At 68.4% G+C, this 20,002-nt stretch carries 16 protein-coding genes and 1 tRNA gene; 4 read left to right on the top strand and 13 right to left on the bottom strand.

From position 1 onward, the window contains the following. Positions 1–54 precede the first annotated feature (54 nt). The 6 genes from G6N28_RS20035 to G6N28_RS20010 form a co-directional block, all read right to left on the bottom strand. On the bottom strand, positions 55–528 hold the full coding sequence (locus G6N28_RS20035; protein WP_163903319.1) for a single-stranded DNA-binding protein: 474 nt from the start codon (positions 526–528) through the stop codon (positions 55–57). 221 nt (positions 529–749) lie between these two features. Beyond that, the gene (locus G6N28_RS20030; protein WP_163903317.1) at positions 750–1,592 is read right to left on the bottom strand and encodes a type IV toxin-antitoxin system AbiEi family antitoxin; all 843 of its coding nucleotides are present in this window, start codon (positions 1,590–1,592) and stop codon (positions 750–752) included. Positions 1,593–1,705: 113 nt separating this feature from the next. After that, the gene (locus G6N28_RS20025) at positions 1,706–3,718 is read right to left on the bottom strand and encodes a bifunctional copper resistance protein CopD/cytochrome c oxidase assembly protein (protein WP_163903315.1); all 2,013 of its coding nucleotides are present in this window, start codon (positions 3,716–3,718) and stop codon (positions 1,706–1,708) included. A gap of 21 nt (positions 3,719–3,739) precedes the next feature. Then, a complete protein-coding gene (locus tag G6N28_RS20020) occupies positions 3,740–6,088 on the bottom strand; it encodes a glycerol-3-phosphate 1-O-acyltransferase (protein WP_163903312.1) in 2,349 nt (782 codons plus the stop codon). Beyond that, positions 6,085–7,740 carry an HAD-IB family hydrolase/lysophospholipid acyltransferase family protein gene (locus tag G6N28_RS20015; RefSeq protein WP_163903310.1) on the bottom strand — a complete coding sequence of 552 codons (1,656 nt, stop codon included), beginning with the start codon at positions 7,738–7,740 and terminating at the stop codon, positions 6,085–6,087. The genes G6N28_RS20020 and G6N28_RS20015 overlap by 4 nt, the downstream gene beginning before the upstream one ends. Then, the gene (locus tag G6N28_RS20010) at positions 7,737–9,221 is read right to left on the bottom strand and encodes a wax ester/triacylglycerol synthase family O-acyltransferase (protein ID WP_163903308.1); all 1,485 of its coding nucleotides are present in this window, start codon (positions 9,219–9,221) and stop codon (positions 7,737–7,739) included. The genes G6N28_RS20015 and G6N28_RS20010 overlap by 4 nt, the downstream gene beginning before the upstream one ends. A 127-nt stretch (positions 9,222–9,348) precedes the next feature. Between G6N28_RS20010 and G6N28_RS20005 the strand changes: the two genes are divergently transcribed. The 4 genes from G6N28_RS20005 to G6N28_RS19990 all read left to right on the top strand — a co-directional run bounded on the left by G6N28_RS20005 (position 9,349) and on the right by G6N28_RS19990 (position 12,104). Then, positions 9,349–9,421, top strand: a tRNA-Arg gene (locus G6N28_RS20005). Between the two features lie 40 nt (positions 9,422–9,461). Beyond that, complete coding sequence (locus G6N28_RS20000; protein WP_163903306.1) at positions 9,462–10,904, top strand: PE-PPE domain-containing protein; 1,443 nt, start codon at positions 9,462–9,464, stop codon at positions 10,902–10,904. A 65-nt stretch (positions 10,905–10,969) separates the two neighbouring features. Next, the gene (locus G6N28_RS19995) at positions 10,970–11,320 is read left to right on the top strand and encodes a hypothetical protein (RefSeq protein WP_163906471.1); all 351 of its coding nucleotides are present in this window, start codon (positions 10,970–10,972) and stop codon (positions 11,318–11,320) included. 31 nt (positions 11,321–11,351) lie between these two features. Then, on the top strand, positions 11,352–12,104 hold the full coding sequence (locus G6N28_RS19990; RefSeq protein WP_163903304.1) for an enoyl-CoA hydratase: 753 nt from the start codon (positions 11,352–11,354) through the stop codon (positions 12,102–12,104). A 4-nt stretch (positions 12,105–12,108) separates the two neighbouring features. Here the strand turns inward: G6N28_RS19990 and G6N28_RS19985 are convergent, their stop codons facing one another. The 7 genes from G6N28_RS19985 to G6N28_RS19955 form a co-directional block, all read right to left on the bottom strand. Beyond that, complete coding sequence (locus G6N28_RS19985) at positions 12,109–13,272, bottom strand: dihydrolipoamide acetyltransferase family protein (RefSeq protein ID WP_163903302.1); 1,164 nt, start codon at positions 13,270–13,272, stop codon at positions 12,109–12,111. Continuing rightward, on the bottom strand, positions 13,269–14,327 hold the full coding sequence (locus G6N28_RS19980; RefSeq protein ID WP_163903300.1) for an alpha-ketoacid dehydrogenase subunit beta: 1,059 nt from the start codon (positions 14,325–14,327) through the stop codon (positions 13,269–13,271). Before G6N28_RS19980 ends, G6N28_RS19985 begins: the two co-directional genes overlap by 4 nt. Further along, entirely contained in the window at positions 14,324–15,424 is a 1,101-nt protein-coding gene (pdhA, locus tag G6N28_RS19975; protein WP_163903298.1) for a pyruvate dehydrogenase (acetyl-transferring) E1 component subunit alpha, read from the bottom strand. Before pdhA ends, G6N28_RS19980 begins: the two co-directional genes overlap by 4 nt. 100 nt (positions 15,425–15,524) lie before the next feature. After that, entirely contained in the window at positions 15,525–16,343 is an 819-nt protein-coding gene (locus G6N28_RS19970; protein ID WP_163903296.1) for an HpcH/HpaI aldolase/citrate lyase family protein, read from the bottom strand. Then, entirely contained in the window at positions 16,343–16,855 is a 513-nt protein-coding gene (locus G6N28_RS19965; protein WP_163903294.1) for a MaoC family dehydratase, read from the bottom strand. The genes G6N28_RS19970 and G6N28_RS19965 overlap by 1 nt, the downstream gene beginning before the upstream one ends. Then, positions 16,852–18,012, bottom strand: coding sequence for an acyl-CoA dehydrogenase family protein (locus G6N28_RS19960; RefSeq protein WP_163903292.1), 1,161 nt, complete (start codon positions 18,010–18,012; stop codon positions 16,852–16,854). Before G6N28_RS19960 ends, G6N28_RS19965 begins: the two co-directional genes overlap by 4 nt. Then, positions 18,009–19,997, bottom strand: a complete 1,989-nt coding sequence (locus G6N28_RS19955) for an acetyl/propionyl/methylcrotonyl-CoA carboxylase subunit alpha (protein WP_197745796.1) — start codon at positions 19,995–19,997, stop codon at positions 18,009–18,011. The genes G6N28_RS19960 and G6N28_RS19955 overlap by 4 nt, the downstream gene beginning before the upstream one ends. Positions 19,998–20,002: the final 5 nt, after the last annotated feature.

Below are 20,002 nucleotides of genomic sequence, written 5' to 3'. Positions count from 1 at the left end.
CTGCGCTGTCTGCGCGGTTCGCTCGGGCCCCATCCTAGGCGTGGCCTGAGCTGACTAAGCCGACAGCGTCAGCCCCTCCTCGGAGCCGACCGCCTCGGCGTCGGGCGTGCCCGCGCTGTCGCCCTGGCCCGCCGCGTCTTGATCCGCCGACCGCTGGTCTTGGTCTTCCTGTTGTTTGAACCGGTCGATGCGCGCGACGCAGCGCGCTAGATCGGGTCCGACCGAGGTCGCGCGCACCTCGACTGACGAGCGTCGGTTGCCGTCGCGGTCGTCGTACTCGCTGGTGTAGACGTGTCCGAAAACGACCACCGGGTCGCCCTTCACCAGGGCGGCGCTGACACCGGCCACCACCTTGCCCCAGCAGTTCACTGTGACGAACAACGAGTTTCCGGGCTCCCATGTTCCCTCGGCGGTGCGGCGTCGCGAGTTGCTGGCGACGCGGAACCTGACCATCTCCTGGTCGCCGACGCGGCGGTGGATCGGGTCGGTGACGATGGTGCCCACGATGCTGAACGGTGTCTCGAACATATTTCCTCCAACTTGTTGCGGAACGACGGCCGCGAAGCGCGTCGGTGACACCGCTATTGACCGTCAGAACACCGACACCGGTGCGCGGGAACCACCTGCGCCAGTTGGCCCCTGTGGATGAATCGGGCGTTGGGGATCGTCCCCGTCGGCCTCGCGCCCGAGACCGACGCTTTGGCTGGTTTTCGTCCGCCAGATCGACCATTGCGTCGGTCTCGAGCGGCTCAAGGACGCCAGCCCCGCGCCAGCAGCGCGGCGCGCACCTGTTCGACGATGTCGGCGCCGCGGTCCTCCTTGACGACGTGGACGACGTGCCAGTCGAGCCGCTGCAGCACGCGATTGACCTGGATGTCTGAGACGTATTGTCGCCGGCTGGTCAGGTGTTGGTCGCCGTCGTACTCAGCGCCGACTTTGAAGTCTTCCCAACACATGTCGATGCGTCGGACGTAGCGGCCCATCTCGTCGCAAATCACCAATTGCGTTGTCGGGCGGGGTAGCCCGGCGTCGATGAAGAGCAGCCGCAGCCAGGTTTCCCTCGGCGACTCGGCGCCGCCGTCGACGAGCGGCAACGCCGCCGGGAGCCGGCGCAGACCCCGCACACCGCGATGACGTTTGGCCAACAGCGCGACGTCCTCGACAGCGAACGGGCGGGCGTTCATCAGCGCGTCCAGGCGTGCGATGGCGCTGTTTCGCGGCAGATGGCGGCCGAGGTCTAACGCGGTGCGCGCCGGCGTGGTCACCCGGATGCCCGCGACCGTGGTGACCTCGTCCTCGTCGAGGGTCTCGTTCCGAAGAATCAGCCCGCGCTGGCGTCGGGCCGCCGAGACCACTTCGATCGGGATGTCGTCATCGACCCATTTCGCGCCGTGCAGCACGGACGCGGCCACCCCGGCGATCACCGCATTCGGCGAGGCGAGAGACACACCGATGATCCGTTCGCGCAGCGACACCTCGTGGCCGCGCGGGACGTAGATGTCGCGGTACAGCGGCCGGTAGTGACTGCGCAGATGGGCTCTGGTGAGGTGGCCGGCGGCAATGGCGTCGCTGCCGACGAAAGGAATCCGCACACCCGTTGGACGCGCGCGGCGCCGGTATGGCTCCCCCTATCGCCGAGACCGACGCAATGGTCGATTCGGCGGCCGCAAACCAGCCATGGCGTCGGTCTCGGGCGCACAAGGAACTAATGGGATTCGGCGTCGCGGCGGGCCAGCTCCGCCAGCATGTTGTTGTAGGCGGCCAATTCCTCGTCGTGGTCACGGTCAGCGGCCCTGTCGAGGCGCTTGGCGGTGCGTTCGTCGCTGCGCTGCCACTGGATCAGCAACGCGATCATCACCAGCACCAGCGGAAACTCCCCGGCCGCCCAGGCGATTCCACCGCCGGTCCGCTGATCGCTGAGCAGATCGGTGTGCCAATCCAACTGAAGTGAGCGGTAGAACGTTTCGCCGAGGACCGTCTTCGAACCCATCAGCACCACACCGAAGAACGCGTGCAGCGGCAGCGACGCGAACACCATCGCGACCTTGCCCAACTGCGGAAGCGGCCTCGGTGTCGGGTCGATGCCGATCACGACCCAGTAGAAGAGGTAGCCGCTGAGCAGGAAGTGCACGTTCATCAGCATGTGCGCGGCATGCTCGGGCAGCGCCGCGTCGAACAGGCCACCGAAGTACAGGCCGTAGAACCCGGCGACGAACATCACCGTCGCGATGATCGGATTGGTGAAGAACTGCGACACCCGCGAGTGCAGTGCGGCCAGCAGCCATTCCCGCGGCCCGGGCGGCTCGCCGCGCCCCGCCGTCGGCAGCGCGCGCAGCGCCAACGTCACCGCGCCGCCCAACGCGAGTAGCACCGGCACCAGCATCGACAGCACCATATGGGCCACCATGTGCATGGAGAACATCGCGGTCATATAGCGGCCGAGGCCCGACGACGTCGCGAACAGCAGCGCCGCGCAGCCCGACAGCCAGGCCAGCGTCCTGCCGACCGGCCAGGCGTCGCCGCGGCGGCGCAGGCGGCGTACCCCGAGCAGGTAAACCACGGCCAACACGATCGCCGCGGTGCCGAAGATCAGGTCGAACCGCCAGTCGAACAGCACCCGCAGCAGCGTGGGCGGGCCCGGCAAGTCGTAGCCGATCGCGACCGCGACCACGCTCGGCTGCTCACGCAGCGGCGGTGGTGGCGTGCGTCCCAGCCCGACGGCGATACCGAACGTCGCACCGAACACCACCGCTTCCACCAGCGCGAGGCGCAGCAGCGGCCGGCGCTCCTCGGGGTTTTTCTGCAACGTCGCGACACCGGTGCGGCGCTGTTGCCAGCCGATCACGCCGAGCACGCCGAGCGCGACCACCTTGGCCAGAACCAGCCAGCCGTACCGCGAGCTCACGAGGTCGGAGGGCTCGATGCGCACAAACGCGTTGATCACGCCGCTGGCCGCCATCACGACGAAACACCAGAACGCCAGCATCGAGAACCGTCGTGCGGCGAGATCGGCGTGCGAGCCGCCGCGCATCGCGTGAGCCAGCAGCGCGAGGAGCCCGCCGGCCCAGAGCGCGCCCGCGCCCAGATGCAGAAGCAGGCTGTTGGTGGCCAGATCGTGGTCGCCGCCCGACGACGAATGCCCGGTCAGCCCGAGCGGAAGCAGGGTGGCCAATGCTCCGGCCAGCAGGATCGGCGTCCACGTCCACCGCAGCACCGGAATGCTCACCACCGTGACCAACGCGGCGATGAAGGCCGTCCACCGCCAGGCGCCGGCGATGTCGACCAGGCCGGCGGCCGACCAGACGCTCATCGGATCGAGCTTGCTCAACGGCTGCCCCGACACGTCGGACACGGTCAGCGGCAACAGCAGCGCTGCGCATACCGTCCAGACCGCCGACGCCGCGGTGCCCAGCCTCAGCGCCCGGTATCCGTCGGCGTCGAGCACGCCGTTCGTTTGGGGCGGGGTCAGAAACGCCGCGAACAGGAACGCGCCGACGGCGATGACCGCGGCGATCTCCCCCGCTGCCCGGAAGAACGGCAGGCCGTAGGTGGTCACCGGACCCGGGTCGGGCAGCCCGGTGGCGGTCAGCGCGTCCACCAGCGACAGACCCCCGATGGCCGCGGCGACGGCACCGGCCAGCAGGCCGACGCCGACGAGCACGGGCCACACTGCGCTGCTGCGTACGCCCGCCGGGACCAGCCGGCTGGGGGAAGTCATACCCCCAGCTTATGGCGCAGGCTAGGCGGGCTCGGTGCGCAGTGCCCGCCGCTGGGCCTCACGGGCATAGAACTGTTCGCGCGAGATCTGCTCCACCCGATCCATATCGCTCAGGATGTCGCGCAGCTCGTCGCGGAACGCCTGGCGCCGCTCGGCAAGGTCGGCCGCCGCCGCCAGGAGGTTCTGGTCGACGGCCACCTGGCGGGCGGTGCTGAACAACAGGGCCGACACCGACTCGTTGCTGCGCACCCGCCCCTGGGCGACGTACTGGTCGCCGAGGCCGAGTGCCTTCTTCGTCAACTCCTTCTCGCCGATCTCGGCGGGGGCGTCACTAAGAGCGTCGGCGACGATCTCGTAGGCCTCGAAGAATGGGCGCAGCATGGCGCCGGCGATGAGCGGCTTTTTGGCGCGCAGCAGGGCATCGATGCGATCGCCCCCGGCCGACACGTGCGCCTCCCAGTCCTCGTGCCATGACATCTCCTCCGCTATGTGCTCACGGAACGCGGCGGAGTCGGCGAAGTAGAAGTCGAACTTCAGCAGGTCGCGCAGCCGCATCGCCTGGTCCCAGAACGCCTCCAACCGGTCGCCGCCACTGCGCGCGGCGTGGGCCAGGGCCAGCTCGACGATCGAGGTCTCCAAGAACGCGTCGATGAGCGTGTTGCGGTAGAAGGCGGCCTCGTGTTCGTCCTCCGGCGCGATCCGCCAGACACATTCCCTGCCGCCGTCGACCGCGGTGACAGGATGGCGGTTGGACAGCGCGTCGAGCGCCGCGCGCACCCCCTCGGCTGTGCGTAGCCGCAACGCGCTGTTGGTCATCGGGGTTTGCTTGCGTTCCAGATAATCCAGCGAGTCCTGCAGGGTGTGGTGAATCTGGTCGAGCGTCAGCGCGAGGCCCCGCGTGGTGAGCAGCAGCGCCGAAACCAGCGCGGTCGCGTTGACCGGCGTCGCCCGCAGAATCCGCCACGAGACCTCGAACGCCATCTTCTGCAGCGCAAGCCGTTTGGCGTCCTCGTCGGTGGTCATCGGCCCGTGCGGTTCGCCGAGGTACTCCCTCATCGACACGGCTTCCGGGAAGCGGACGTAGATCTTGCCGTAGTTGCGTTCACCCTGCGCCTTGATGAAGTTGTACATCCAGGACAGGCTTTCGGGCGTCTTCTCGCCGCCGCGGGCATACGCGGCGTATTCGGCGGTCTCGTGTAACTGGTCGAAGCTGATCGACACGGGCTGCAAGAGGATGTCGTCGCTGCGCCCGTCGAGGTAGGCGTCGGCGACGTAGGCGAGCAGCCCGAGCTTGGGCGGCAACATTTTTCCGGTGCGCGACCGGGTGCCCTCGATCGACCAGCTGAGGTTGAACCGCTTTTCGACGATGTAGCCGACGAACTGGCGCAGCACGTACTTGTAGAGCGGATCGTCGAGCTTGCGGCGTAGGAAGATGACACCGGAATGACGCATCAGCGGACCCATGAGCCCGAACGACAGGTTGATGCCTGCGAACGTGTGCACGGGTGGTAACCGGTTCTCCTGCATGGCCACCGGCACGATCACACCGTCGAGATAGGACCGGTGCGAGAACAGCAGGACGGCCGGATGGTTCTCCAGATTGCGCCGCATCACCTCGATCTCGGCCCGGTCGTAGTCGATGTTGGGGTCGAACCCTCGGCTGAAGATCGCCCGGCCGAGTGACGGGATCAAGTCGACCGAGAACCGGCTCCATCCGGTGGACAGTTCGTCGAGCATCTCGCCGGCGCGTTCGATTGTCGCGCCCGGGATCTTCTCCAGCCCTTCGCGGAACCGCGCCGAGGCCAGCAACTCGGGTTTGATCAGCCGGGGCGACTTGTACTCGGGACCCAACAGCCGCAGTTCGACGCGCTCGATCGCCAGGGCGGCACGGCGGATGACGAAGCGGGCGAACTCCCTTGCGTTTTCGGCGACGGTGGTGTCGGCCCACTGCTGACGGAGTTCGGACACCTTGGCGGGCTCGCCTGCGACCACCCGGGCCCGCGACGGATCTTTCCGCAGGATGCGTCGCTGCAGGATCTCGGGTGGGCGGTACGTGTCGCGGCCGGACAGCAGGGCCACGATCTTCGACCGGGTGGGCAGTCCGCCCGGTACCCAGAACACCCGGACCGGCACGACCGACCGGTCCTCGTCGGCCTGAAGTTTTTCGACAAGTTGGGCGAGAACTCCTGGCGGGGGGTCGTCGTCGTGCGGCAACCGCAGCACCTCGACGTTGGTGTCGGGATGTTCGCGTCGCTGTTGCGCCAGCCAGTCGTTGAGCAGTTCCTGCTCGGCGGGTGAGGACACCGACGCCAGCACGAGCGCGTCGTCGGTGGGGGTGAACGGGGTGTATTGGTCGACGGGTGCCTTCACGACCGGCCTTCCCCAGCGGTGTCTTTCGCCGCAGACTTCTTGGCCGCGGACTTCTTGGCCGTGGACTTCGAAGCCGCGGACTTCTTGGCGGTCGCCTTCTTCGTGGTCTTCTTGGCGGTGGACTTCTTGGTGGCCTTCTTCGCCTTCTTTTTCGCTGTGCGCGTGTACAACTCAGGGGTCGGCAACGTGTCGTGTGGCCAGTCCCTCAACGTGTCGATATAGAGCTGGCGCACCTCTTCGATGCGTTCGGACAGGTTCTCGTGGGTCCAGTCGTCGACGGGTATCGGCGGGTACACCACGACGTCCACGGTGCCGGGATTGAAGGTGCTCGAGTCCCGCGCGGCGATCACCTCCGCGTTGCGGATCACGATGGGCACGATGGGAATTCCGGCCGACATCGCGATCCGGAACGGGCCTCTCTTGAACGGACCCACCTCGGTGGTGTCCAACCGCGTGCCCTCCGGCGCGATGAGAATCGACAACCCCTTGCGGGCGAGTTCCTCGACCTTCTTGAGCCCCTCAACCGCCTTCTGCGGGTCGTCGCGGTCGATGAAGGCGGCGTCCATCACCTTGCCCAGCGTGCCGACGATCGGGTCCTTCTCGAGCTCCTTCTTACCGACCGATGTGAAGTCGGTGTCGACCAGCCGGCCGGCGATGAGGGGGTCGGCCTGGTTGCGATGGTTGAAGATGAACACCGCGGGCCGCTGCGCGGTCAGATTCTCCTTGCCCAAGACGTTGATGTTCACCCCGATCGCGGTCAGCAACGTCCTGCCGAACGCCGACGTGAAGAAGTTGACGCCGGTGCGCTTGCTGCGGGTCAGCAGGCCCAGGCCGACGGCACCCGCCGCGATCGGAACCATCGTCGCGATGCCGGCGGCGGTGCGCAGATGTGATATCGGGTTGCTGCCGCTGCGGCTGTTGAACCGCAATACCGGCCATCCGCGTTTGGCGGCGAGGGCGGCCAGCTTCCCGCCCGGATTCGTCGGCCGCGGGTTGCCGACGAGGTACATCAGCGCCACGTCCTCGTCGCCGTCGGCGTAGAAGTAGCTCTTCGACAGGTCCACGCCGTGCTTGGCGGCGAACGCCTGCACCGCCCTGGCCTTTCCGGGTCCCCAGATGATCGGCCTGCGCACTTCGCCGGTGATCAGGCCGTTTTCGTCGATCTCGAACTTGTTGCTCAGCACGTTCTCGATGCCGAGGAACCTCGCGACGGGCTCGACCTGAACCGTCAACGCCGAGGAGCTCAGCACCACGGTGTGGCCGCGCGCCATGTGGGCGCGCACCAACTCGCGCATCTCCGGGTAGATGCGCCCGATGATCTTCTGCACGAAGAGCCGTTCGGCCAGTTCGTCGATGTCGCCGAGCGAGTTGCCGCGCAGCATCCGTGCGCCCTTGCCGATCAGGTCTTCGAACTCCGATCGCCCGAGCTGGTGGTTCAGCCCGGCCTGGACCATCCCGATGAACTCACCCACCGACATCTGCCTGTGACGCAATCGATCTCGCGTCATGACCACACCGGTGAAGCCGGCGACCAAGGTGCCGTCGAGATCGAAGAACGCGCCCACCTCCGGGCCGGGCGGGCTGGCCTTGATTTCGGCGACCGAACCGGGAAGCCGCATGACACGAGAACCCTGACCATTCGCCGAAGTCATTGCGACGCACTCCCGTTGGATGAGACCGGACTGGATGACACCGCGTCGAGCGTGAACGAGGCGGGTACGGCCCGACCGTCACCGCCGAGGGCGAGGACTTCATCGAAACCCTGTACCAGGCACCGGGCCCAGAGATCGGGATCGGTGATCGCGGCGCGGTCATACCGAGTCGTCACCGTGCAGTAGCCGCTGCGCGAGATCAGCACCACCATCATCGCCACGCCGGGAAGCGGGCCTAGCCCGTACTGCCGCAGGATTTTCGCACCGGCGATGAACGTGTCACCCGCATACACCGGCACATTGCTGGCCTGGACGTCGGAGTTGACGATCGAGCCGGCCATCGACTCGAGCACACCGTCGGGCAGCAGGCTCAGTACCGGTGCGATCGCCCCGACCATGTCGATGGCGCGTTCCTCACGCTTGGTGGTCATCTGCGACCGGATGTTCTTGATGCGTACCTGCGGGTCGGTCAGGCCGATCGGCGCAGCGAGATTCACACCGGCGAACCGGTTTCCGCCTGCCGGGTCGGCCTCTGAGCGGAGGTTCACCGGCACCGCCATCGGCAGCTCGTCGATCGGCACGCCCTTGGCGTGATGGTAGAACCGCAACGCGCCGCAGAGCCCGGCCAGATACGCGTCGTTGATCGATCCGCCCGCCGCCTTGGCGGCCCGATGCAGGTCGCCGAACTCGATGTCGATCGCCTCGCTGCGTGAGGACAGGCTGCGCCGGCGCAACACTGGCGACGGTTCGGCGACGGGGCCGACGACGCGGGCACCGGACATCGCGTACTCGACGACGTCACCCACTCGTGAGATCGGGTCGCGGACCACCTCGCCCACCACGTGCGCCGCCCCGGCCAACACACCACGGAACCTGCCGAACATCGTGGCGGGAAGGCGGCTGATCCCTTGGCGCATCAAGTCGTTGGGCGAGAGATCCTGTGGAATCGGCAGTGGCGGGACCTCCTGCGGCGGCGGTTCGCGCTCGAGGTCGTAGAGGCTGGCGAACATCTCCACACCACCCACACCGTCAGTGATGGCGTGGCTGAGGTGGACCAGCGACGCGGCCCGCCCGTCGGCGAGTCCCTCGACAAGGGTTGCCGTCCACAGCGGCCTGGAAATGTCGAGCGGCGATTGCGCGGCGACCTCGGCCAGGTCCAACACCTGCCGAAGGGTGCCGGGCTCGGGCACCCGCAGTCTGCGGAGGTGGTAGTCGAGGTTGAAGTCGGGGTCGACCACCCACCGTGGCGCCACGGTCGGCAGGGTCGGAGACACCACCTTCTGCCGCAGCCGCAGAACCTTGCGGGAGGCATGTTCGAACCTGGCGCGGAACTGGTCCCAATCGGGCGTGGTGTCGAGGAGTTCCAGGGTCAAGATCCCCGATCGGGTCCGCGGGTTGGCCTCACCACGATGCAGGATCTGGTCGAGGGCATTGAGTTCCTCAGGAAGTCCTGCCGCATCGAGGTCCGGCAGATCCGTCATAGCTGGCCGCTCCCCTTCCCACTACGAACGCTGCTGTGACCACGCTAGCCCGCCGCGCGGTGGCGGGCAGCGGCTTTAGTAGCTGTCCGGCCCCTATCGCCCTGGAAGATAGAATTCGAGGGGCATTGCCTCCGTAGCTCAGCGGAAAGAGCAGCCGCCTTCTAAGCGGTTGGTCGCAGGTTCGATCCCTGCCGGGGGCGCACAATAGATTGCTAGGGCACCGTCGAACGGAATTCAGGGATGGCAAGACGCGCGAGCAGGGTGGCGCTGACCGTCGCGGCCGCGGGTATCGCGACCAGCGTCGCCGGCGTCGCCGCGATGCAGCCGGCCGCCATCACCGCGCCGCTTGTCGACCTGGCCGCGCTCATCGTCGTCGGCAGCTCCACCAACCCGACCGGGGCGGGGGTGGAGGACTTCTTCCAGGGCAAGTTCAACGACCCCGTGTACACGGGCCCCAACGGTGACGACATCGTCTACGTCAACTTCTGGTCCGGGCTGAAAGGAATCGAACAGGCGCTCGACGCCAACGCGGGGGAACAGAACGCCATCATCGCGTCGGGCTGGGGCGCGGCAAACGTGAGCCTGCTTGCGTTGAGCAAGCGTCCCGACCTCAGCGACACGGTGTTGGTTCTCGACAACGACGTCGCGCGCCCCGACGGCGGCTTCGGCACCAGATATCCATGGTTCGCGCTCATCGGCGTCAACCCGTTTCCCACCCCCAGCGAGGTGCCCGCCCTGCGCGCGGTGAACATCGGCTACGAGTACGACTACAACTCGAACGCACCCGCGGTACTCCTCAACCCGCTGGCGGCCGTCAACTCACTGGTCGGCTACCTGTACCGGCACCGCGACCAGGGCTCGCTGGACTTGCCGGTCAACCCCGACGGCACGCCCGCCGTTCAGTGCGACGCGAACACCTGCGCGATCACCGTCAGCGGCGCCGTTCTCGACTGCCCGGATGCGCGCTGCAGTTCCCCGGGCGATCCGATCACGACATATGTCACCTCCCGAAACAACACCACCTACGTGACCTATGCCAGCGAAGGACTACCGCTGACCCGGCTCATCGGTGCTGTCTTCGGCGACCGTGTCGCCGCGTTCTTCGACCCGGTCCTGCGGCTGCTCGTCGACTCCGCCTATTACGGGGGCAATCCGATTCCCCGCGATCCCAGCGCGTACCGCCCCGCGACGCTGCTTCCCTCGCCCAAACAGGCGCTGGACACCCTCGTCCGGATCCCCGGCGCGATCGTCGAGGGCTGGCATGCGGCAACGGCGCCCGCGAAGCCCGCTGCTGGGAAGGACATCGCGGACGAAAGCGCCGCGTCCGAGCAGGAGAGCCCCGAGACCGCCACCCAGATGGACGCCGCTGTCGCCGAGCACGTGCTGTCGCCTGTGGCGACCGCGTCGGAGTCACTCGCCCCCGACGAGGACGCCGAATTGTCGGAGACGCCGGACGAGAAACGCCCCAAGATCAACGTCGTGCGGACCAGCGTCAAAGCCGAACCCGGCAGCGTCGGCCTCACCGACGGCGTCGACGATCGCGACTCGGACGTCGTTGCGCCAGATGAAGATTCCGCTGCCGGCGGTGAGAGCGAACCAGCACAGGGCGACGACGAGAGCACCGACGCGGCGCAAGACGCCGGCGGCGCCACCGGATCCGACGAGGGCAGCGCCGCGGCCTGACGCCGAAGCCGACCCGCCGATACACTCATCGCGTGAACTCCGCGCGACGCGGCGCGACCGCGGTGATTGCGGTCGGCGCCCTGCTGGCGGGTCCGATCGGCGGTGCCGCACACGCGAGCCCGCCGAGCTACGGCAGCAACGGTGTGTTCGGCGTCGCCACCAACCCGACCGACAGCTGGGCCACGGCCTACATCCGGCCCGGCCGCTACCGGGTCGACCAGGCACCCAGCATGGCGCCGTATCAGAGCGCACCCGGCTTCTGGTATCGGTGTCACGCCTTCCCCTGCGGCCCGGGCTTTCCTGGCAACGTCATCGCCAGCGGCGCGGCGATCAGGGACGTTTCGACCTTCATGGACGTCCTGCCCAGCGACGTCGCGGTGGCGCTGCACAACGTCACGCTGACGGCCGCCAGCTGAGCGTCGGGACGGCCGCTCTAGGCTGAGCAGCGTGTCTGATCTTGTGCTGGTCCACATCGAGGACCGCGTCGCCGTCGTCACCGTCAACGATCCCGACCGCCGCAACGCGGTGACGTTCGACATGTCCGCCCAGCTTCGCGCCGCCGTCGACGCCGCCGAGGCCAACCTCGACGTGCACGCGCTCATCGTCACCGGGGCCGGCAAGGCGTTCTGCGCCGGCGCCGACCTCAGCGCGCTCGGGGAGGCGACCGAGGACGGCCTGCTCAAGATCTACGACGGTTTCCTGGCCGTGGCCAACTGCGCGCTGCCGACGATCGCCGCGGTCAACGGCGCGGCCGTCGGCGCGGGCCTGAACCTGGCGCTGGCCGCCGACGTGCGCATCGCCGGTCCCGCCGCCCTGTTCGATCCCCGGTTCCAGAAGTTGGGCATCCACCCCGGCGGCGGCGCCACCTGGATGCTGCAACGCGCGGTCGGGCCGCAGGCCGCGCGCGCGGCGCTGCTGTTCGGCATGCGGTTCGACGCCGAGGCCGCGGTCCGTCACGGGCTGGCGCTCACGGTCGCCGACGACCCGGTCGCGTCGGCACGCGAGCTGGCCGCCGGGCCTGCGGCGGCGCCGCGTGAGGTCGTCCTCGCCACCAAGGCCTCCATGCGCGCGACCGCCAACCCCGGTGTCGTCGACACCGACCAGCACCGCATCGCCGTCGACACCGAACTCGGGCCGCAGGCCACGTCGATCCTGTCCCCCGAGTTCGCCCGCCGGCTGGCCGCCGCCAAACGCAGGTGACGAGCTAGAGGTCCAGCAGCGCCAGCTCCGGTGACTCGATCAGCTCCCGCAGCTCCCCCAGAAACGCCGCGACCTGCGCGCCGTCGGCGACACGGTGGTCGAACGCGCAGGTGAGTTTCACCGTCGGGCGGGCGACCACCTGGTCATCGACGACGACGGGTCTGGGCCGCAGCGAGCCCATCCCGAGGATCGCCGCCTCCGGATAGTTGATGACCGGCACGCCGTCATCGAGACCGAGCGCCCCGAAGTTTGACACCGTGAACGTCGACCCCTGTAGTTCGGTCGGCTTGAGCGTTCCGTCACGCGCACCTTGAATCAACCCGGCCACCACGCGCGCCAGCTCGCGCGTGGTCAGGTCCTGCGCGTCACGCACCACCGGAACCAGCAGACCCCGCGGTGCGGCCACCCCGAACCCCAGATGCACCGCCGAGTGCAGATGGATCTGCGGCCCGTCGGCGGTGTCGACCCAGGTGGCGTTGAGGTGGGGGTGGCGGCGCAGCGCGATCGTCAACAGTCGCAGCGTCAGCACGAACGGGGTGATCGACGCCTCCGCGTCGGCCTTGCCCGCCAGCCGGTCGCGCAGTTTCATCAAGCCCGTCGCGTCGACCTCCACACCGGCATGCGCATCTGGTATTTCACTGCGCGACAACGTTATTCGCTGTGCCATCTCGGCATGGACACCGCGAACGGAAACGGTGTCGGGTTCGGGTGCGGCGCTGCCCGCCGCGGCCAGGACGTCCTCGCGGGTGATCACCCCGTCGGCCCCCGAACCGGTCACCGTGCTCAGGTCGACGTTCAGCTCGGCGGCCAGCTTACGCACCGGGGGCTTGGCTCTGGGCCGGAGCGGCGCGGCGGGTCGCCTGCTGCTGTCCAGCCCGTCGTCGGCGCCGTAACCGACCAGCACCGGCGTGCGATTCGCATCGGCGGTATCGGTCTCGAAACGCGCCAGCACCGCGCCGACGGCGAGCGTATCGCCTTCGGCGCCACCGAGTTCGACGACGCGGCCCGCGTACGGGCTGGGGATCTCGACCTCGGCCTTGTTCGTTTCGACGGTGCACAGCGTCTGGTTCAGTTCGACGTCATCGCCGACCGCGACGGCCCAGTGCGTGATCGTGGCGTCTTCCAGCCCCTCACCCAGGTCGGGGACCAGAAACTCCCGTACCGTCATGGCTGCTCCAACGTGCGTTCGACGCAGTCGAGTAACCGGTCGACACCGGGCAGCCACAGCTTCTCCAGCCGGGCCGGAGGATACGGTGTGTCAAATCCCGTGGCGCGCAACACCGGTGCTTCGAGGTCGTAGAAGAGTTCCTCCTGCAAACGGGCGGCCAGCTCCGCGCCGAACCCCAACGTGCGGGGGCCCTCGTGCATCACGACCGCGCGGCCGGTGCGTCGCACGGAGTTCGCGACGGTGTCGAAGTCCAGCGGGTTCAGCGACCGCAGATCGATCACTTCCAGGCGCCAACCGCGCTGCACGGCAGCCAGTTCGGCCGCGCTCAACGCCGTCGCGACCAGCGGACCGTAGGTCACCACGGTGACGTCATCGCCGCTGCGCCGAATCGCCGCCCGGCCGATCGGCGGGGCCGCCACCTCGGTGTCGACGGGCCCGCGCGCCCAGTAGCGCCGCTTGGGTTCGAGGTACACCACCGGATCGGGGCTGCTGATCGCCTCTCGCAGCAGCCAATACGCATCCGACGGGGTCGACGGCACCACCATTTTGAGGCCCGCGGTGTGCAGCCAGTAGGTTTCGGTCGATTCGGAATGGTGTTCGACGGCACCGATCCCGCCGAACGACGGGATGCGAATGGTCACCGGCATGGCGACGTCACCGCGGGTACGCATCCGGTACTTGGCCAGATGGCTGACGATCTGATCGAACGCGGGTGCGACGAAGCCGTCGAACTGAATCTCCGGCACCGGCACCAGGCCCCGGATCGCCATCCCGATCGCGATGCCGACAATCGCCGACTCCGCCAGCGGGGTGTCGAAGCAGCGCTGCGCGCCGAAGGTTTCGGCCAGCCCCTCGGTGACACGGAAGACGCCGCCGAGCGTCGCGACGTCCTCGCCGAACACCAGCACCCGCTCGTCGGCGGCCATCGCGTCGTGCAGCGCCCGGTTGATCGCCTGCACCATGGTCAGCGTCGGCGCCACCGGCACCGGGGTCAGCAGGGGGCCGCGGGGCTCGTCTTCGCCGTGCGCTGCGGGGCGTTCGATGATCTGTGTCATGCTCTTGCCCTCCCGTCGCTTCGCTCGCCCGAAGCCTCCTTCGCCAGCTCGGCCAGCAGTTGTCGTCGCTGGTGCGCGAGCTCTGGGGTGATGTCGTGGTAGACGGTGTCGAACATGTCGGCGACGTCGAAATCGGCTGCGCCGACAACCGACTCGCGCAGCTCGGTTCGCAGCCGTTTCGATCGGGCCGCGACGCGCTCCTCGAGCCGGTCTGTCCAGACTCCGGTGTCGCGCAGGTACGTGCGGTAGCGCTGGATCGGATCGCGGGCGGCCCAGAGCGCCACCTCGTCGGGGTCCTGGTAGCGGGTCGGGTCGTCGGAGGTGGTGTGCGGGCCCATGCGGTAGGTGACCGCCTCGATCAGGGTCGGCCCGCCGCCGTCGCGGGCCCGCTCGGCCGCTTCGGCCACGACCGCGAAACACGCCAGCACGTCGTTGCCGTCGACGCGGATGCCCGGCATGCCGTATCCGGCGGCTCGGTGCGCGATCGACGGCGCGGCCATCTGGTGGCTGACCGGCACCGAGATCGCCCACTGGTTGTTCTGCACGAAGAACACGCACGGCGCCGTGAACACCGCGGCGAAGTTGAGCGCCTCGTGCGCGTCGCCCGTGCTGGTGGCGCCGTCGCCGAGGAACGCCAGCGTCACCGAATTCTCGCCCAGCCGTTGCGCGGCCATGGCGGCACCGACGGCATGCAGGCTTTGGGTGCCGATCGGGATGGCGATGGGCGCGACGCACCTGTCGGTGAAATCCAGCCCGCCGTGCCACTTGCCGCGCCACACCGCTGCCATCTGGGCGGGGCTGATGCCACGCAGCAGAAATGCGCCGAGCTCGCGGTACTGGGGGAACAGCCAATCGGTCTTACGCAAACACGCCGCCGCACCGATCTGCGCGGCCTCCTGCCCGCGGCACGTCGCGAACAGCGCCAGTTCACCCTGCCGCTGCAGGTTGACGAACTCGCCGTCGAGGTCGCGCGCCACGACCATCGACTCGTAAAGCCAGGAAAGCGTCTCAGGCGGCAGATCTCGGCGGTAACGGCTTTGCGCCGTCGGTGTGCCGTCGGGCGCCACGAGTTGGACCAACTCCGACAAACCGGCCATACCGCCTCCTAGGGTCACTGACGGCGGATCGCGTCGTCAGGCGACTGAGGTGCTCAGCACGGAGGCGGTCAGAGCAAACCCCTGGTGGAGGGCCCGTCCGTCAGCTGCCGGGGTGTGGCGCCAACGCGACGATGCGCTCTGCTCGCCGCAGCACTGGGGCATCCACCATTATGCCCTCGAACTGGAAGACGCCCCGCTGGTCGCGGGCCGTGTCGAGCACCCGGCGTGCCCAGTCGACCTGTTCGTCGGTCGGCGTGTACGCGGACCGAATCACCGCCACCTGCGTGGGATGGATGGCCACCTTGGCGTCGAACCCGACCGCAACGGCGTCGTCGGCTTCGGCGCGCAACCCGTCGAGATCTTTGATGTCCAGGTACACCGAGTCCAGCGCCAGCCGCCCGTAGGCCTTGGCCGCCAACAGGCTGTGTGACCGCACGTGCTTGGCGACGTCGCGGTAGCTGCCGTCGGGCCAGCGGTTGGCGGTGCCCCCGGTGATCGCGAACAGGTCCTCGGCTCCCCACATCACCGCGAAGGCGTTGTCGACGCGGGCCGACTCGGTGACGTTGAGTGCTCCGAGCGGCGTTTCGACGAGAACGACGACGTCCAGCGGCGCGAGCGAGGCCACCTGCTCGGCGGTCTCCGTCTTGGCCAGCATCACCGTCCTGTAATCCGTTGCCGCCACGGCGTTTACATCCAGCGCGTGATCGGGCGTGGAGACGGGGTTGACCCGAACCACGGTGCGGGCCGGGTCCAGCGGCGTGTCGATCAGGGCCTTGCGGGCGGCCTCGCGATCTTTGGCGGCAACCCCGTCCTCGAGGTCCAGGATCACGACATCGGCTGCCGCTGCGGCCTTCTCGAACCGTTCGGGCCGATCAGCCGGGCAGAACAGCCAGCCGGGCCCGACCTGCTCGATTCCCATCAGGCTTCTCCCTGCGGCCGCATCCGCACCATCGTCTTGCGCGATGCCAGCGCGACGACATCACCGTGCTGGTTACGCCCGGTGTGGGCGAACGTGACGATCCCCTCCCCGGGGCGGCTTTTGGACTCGCGTTTGTCGGTCACCTCGGTCTCGGCGTACAGGGTGTCGCCGTGGAAAAGCGGCTTGGGGAACTTGACCTCGCCGAAGCCGAGGTTGCCGACGATCGTGCCCTGCGTCAGCTGGGCCACCGACAGGCCCACCAACGTCGACAGCGTGAACATCGAGTTGATCAGCCGCTGGTTGAACGGCGGCAGGGCGTCGGAGAACGCGGCATCAAGGTGCAGCGCCTGGGTGTTCATCGTCAGCGTGGTGAAAAGCACGTTGTCGGCCTCGGTGAGGGTGCGGCCGGGCCGGTGCTGATAGATCACCCCCGGCTCGAACTCCTCGTACCACAGGCCCCGCTGAACGATGACTCTTCCGCCACCCCGCCCGCCGACATTCTTCTCGCTCAAAGTCCGAGTTCCCTTCCGATCAGCATCAGCTGCACTTCCGTTGTGCCCTCCCCGATCTCGAGGATCTTACTGTCGCGGTAGTGGCGGGCCACCGGGTACTCGTTCATGAACCCGTAGCCACCGAAGATCTGGGTGGCGTCGCGCGCGTTGTCCATGGCGGCTTCGCTGGCCACCATCTTGGCGACGGCGGCGGCCTTCTTGAAGGGCTTGCCCGCCAGCATCATCGCCGCGGCGTCGTAGTAGGCCGTGCGCGCGGTGTGTGCCCGGGCTTCCATCCGCGCGATCTTGAACGCGATCGCCTGGTTGGCCCCGATCGGCCGGCCGAACGCCTCACGCTCCTTGGCGTACTTGACGCTCTCGTCCACGCAGCCCTGCGCGGCGCCCACCGACAGCGCGGCGATCGCGATGCGTCCCTCGTCGAGAATGCGCAGGAAGTTCGCGTAGCCGCGGCCGCGCTCGCCGAGCAGGTTCTCCTCCGGCACCCGCACGTCGTCGAAGCTCAACGGATGGGTGTCCGAGGCGTTCCAGCCGACCTTGTTGTAGGCCGGTTCGGCGGTGAACCCCGGTGTCGGAACGGGCACCAGGATCGAGCTGATCTCCTTCTTGCCGTCGGTCTCCCCGGTGACCGCCGTGACCGTCACCAGCTTGGTGATGTCGGTGCCGGAGTTCGTGATGAACTGCTTGCTGCCGTTGATCACCCAGTGGCCGTCGTCGAGCCGCGCGGTCGTCTTCGTCGCGCCGGCGTCGCTGCCGCCGCCGGGCTCGGTCAGGCCGAACGCGCCCAGCGCCTTGCCGCTGGCCAGCAGCGGCAGCCAGTCCTGCTTCTGCTTGTCGTTGCCGAACCGGTAGATCGGCATCGCGCCCAGCGACACCCCGGCCTCGAGGGTGATGGCCACACTCTGGTCGACCTTGCCGAGCTCCTCGAGCGCCAGGCACAGCGCGAAGTAGTCGCCGCCCATGCCGCCGTACTCCTCGGGGAACGGAAGGCCGAACAATCCCATGTCTGCCATGCCCGCGACAACCTTGTAGGGAAACGAGTGTTCCTCATCGTGTTTCGCCGAGACCGGCGCCACAACGGACTGCGCGAAGTCGCGCACCGTCTTGGCCAGTTGTTGATAGTGGTCGGGCAGCGTGCCCGTAGCCAGAAAGTCGGTCATGGTTGCGGCTCCTCGCTTGCCGTTATCCGGGCCAGGACCTGGCCCACCTTCACTTGCTCACCCGCGGCGACGACCAGTTCCACCACGCCGTCCACCGGCGCGGTCAGCGCATGCTCCATCTTCATCGCCTCGACGGTGACGACGACAGTGCCCGCGTCGACCCGTTGTCCGTCTGACACCCCAACGGCGACAACGGAACCCGGCATCGGGCTGGTCAGTTCGGCGTCTCCGGACAGTTCGTCGTCGGGGCGGACCGGCGCTTCGCGGACCTCCTCGACCAGCGCGGTACGTCCGGCACCGGCCAACCAGATCTGGCCGTCGGTGGCGGCGATGAGGTACTCGGTGCGCACTCCGTCAAGCGTGATCGTGAGCCGGTCACCGTCCAACGACGCTGCCAGCGAATGCGTTTCGCCATGTTCGACGGCTGCGCTGGCGGAGGTCGGGGTGCCGGTCAGGTAGACGTGGTCGGTGCGCTCACCGGAGCGCAGCCGCAACGTCGTCGGCGCGCGTTCCCCCACCCGCCATCCCGACGGTAAGGCCCACAGGTCGCCCGTCGCACGGGCCCACCCGCGCACCCACTTGTAGGCCGCCGCGGCGATCAACTCCTCGTCGCCGGGCGGCGCGGGTTGGAAGTCCGGGGCGCGGCGGTCGAGCAACCCGGTGTCGAGCCGGCCCGCGGCGACCTCGGCATCGGCCAGCAGAAACCGCAGGAACTCGATGTTGGTGGTCACCCCGAGCACCGCGGTGTCGGCCAGCGCCGCGTCGAGCGCCCGCAGCGCGTCGGGCCGGTCGGCGCCGTGTGCGATCACCTTGGACAGCATCGGGTCGTAGTCGCTGCCGACGGCCGTGCCGCTCTTCAGGCCGGAGTCGACCCGGATGCCGGGTCCCTCGGGCTCGGCGACGGCCAGCACGTCGCCGCCGGTGGGCAGGAAGCCGCGTCCCGGGTCTTCTGCGTAGACCCGGGCCTCGATCGCGTGCCCGGTGATGGTGACGTCGTCCTGGGCGATGGGCAACTTCTCGCCCGCGGCGATGCGCACCTGCTGTTCGACGAGGTCGACGCCGGTGACCATCTCGGTCACCGGGTGCTCGACCTGCAGGCGGGTGTTCATCTCCATGAAGAAGAACTCGTCGGGCCGATCGGCGGACACGATGAACTCGACCGTGCCGGCGCCGGTGTAGTCCACGCTGCGTGCGGTGTCGCAGGCCGCGGCGCCGATCCGGGCCCGCGTCGCGTCGTCGAGCAGCGGAGACGGCGCCTCTTCGATGACCTTCTGGTGCCGACGTTGCAGGCTGCACTCCCGCTCGCCGAGATGCACGACGTTGCCGTAGCCGTCGGCGAGTACCTGCACCTCGATGTGGCGCGGGTTGAGCACATAGCGTTCCAGGAACAGTGTGTCGTCGCCGAACGCGGCACCGGCCTCGCGTCGTGCGCTGGCCAGCGCGGCGGGCAGTTCGGACGCCGTGTGCACGACCCGCATGCCCTTGCCGCCGCCGCCCGCCGAGGGCTTGACCAGCACCGGAAATCCGACCTCCTCGGCGCCGGCAATCAGTTCCGCGTCGGTCAGGCCGGGCCGGGAAATCCCCGGCACCACCGGAACCCCGAAGGCCGAGACGGCGGCCTTGGCCGCGATCTTGTCGCCCATGGTCTGGATCGCGGCCACCGGCGGCCCGATGAACACGATGTTCGCGTCCTGCAGCGCTGCGGCGAATTGCGCGTTCTCCGAGAGGAATCCGTAACCGGGATGTATCGCCTGGGCTCCGGTGCGCGCAGCGGCGGCGACGACGGCGTCGATGTTGAGGTAACTGTCGCGTGCGGCCGCGGGGCCGATGTGCACGGCGGTGTCGGCCTCGGCGACGTGGCGCGCGCCGGTGTCGGCGTCGCTGAAGACCGCGACCGAGCGGATTCCCATCGCGCGCAGCGTGCGGATCACCCGCACGGCGATCTCGCCTCGATTGGCGACCAGGACGGTGGAGAACGCAGACATGACCA

The sequence above is a fragment of the Mycolicibacterium pulveris genome (genome assembly GCF_010725725.1).
Lineage (GTDB): Bacteria > Actinomycetota > Actinomycetes > Mycobacteriales > Mycobacteriaceae > Mycobacterium > Mycobacterium pulveris.
Note: the sequence above shows the minus strand (reverse complement) of the source record. Positions and strands in the feature narration are given on the sequence as shown.

Bases quoted from the DNA above. Each gene is read 5' to 3' on its own strand.
- G6N28_RS20035 (WP_163903319.1), bottom strand. From the start codon at position 528: ATGTTCGAGACACCGTTCAGCATCGTGGGCACCATCGTCACCGACCCG.
- G6N28_RS20025 (WP_163903315.1), bottom strand. From the start codon at position 3,718: ATGACTTCCCCCAGCCGGCTGGTCCCGGCGGGCGTACGCAGCAGCGCA.
- G6N28_RS20015 (WP_163903310.1), bottom strand. From the start codon at position 7,740: ATGACTTCGGCGAATGGTCAGGGTTCTCGTGTCATGCGGCTTCCCGGT.
- G6N28_RS20010 (WP_163903308.1), bottom strand. From the start codon at position 9,221: ATGACGGATCTGCCGGACCTCGATGCGGCAGGACTTCCTGAGGAACTC.
- G6N28_RS20000 (WP_163903306.1), top strand. From the start codon at position 9,462: ATGGCAAGACGCGCGAGCAGGGTGGCGCTGACCGTCGCGGCCGCGGGT.
- G6N28_RS19985 (WP_163903302.1), bottom strand. From the start codon at position 13,272: ATGACGGTACGGGAGTTTCTGGTCCCCGACCTGGGTGAGGGGCTGGAA.
- G6N28_RS19980 (WP_163903300.1), bottom strand. From the start codon at position 14,327: ATGACACAGATCATCGAACGCCCCGCAGCGCACGGCGAAGACGAGCCC.
- pdhA (WP_163903298.1), bottom strand. From the start codon at position 15,424: ATGGCCGGTTTGTCGGAGTTGGTCCAACTCGTGGCGCCCGACGGCACA.
- G6N28_RS19970 (WP_163903296.1), bottom strand. From the start codon at position 16,343: ATGGGAATCGAGCAGGTCGGGCCCGGCTGGCTGTTCTGCCCGGCTGAT.
- G6N28_RS19960 (WP_163903292.1), bottom strand. From the start codon at position 18,012: ATGACCGACTTTCTGGCTACGGGCACGCTGCCCGACCACTATCAACAA.
- G6N28_RS19955 (WP_197745796.1), bottom strand. From the start codon at position 19,997: ATGTCTGCGTTCTCCACCGTCCTGGTCGCCAATCGAGGCGAGATCGCC.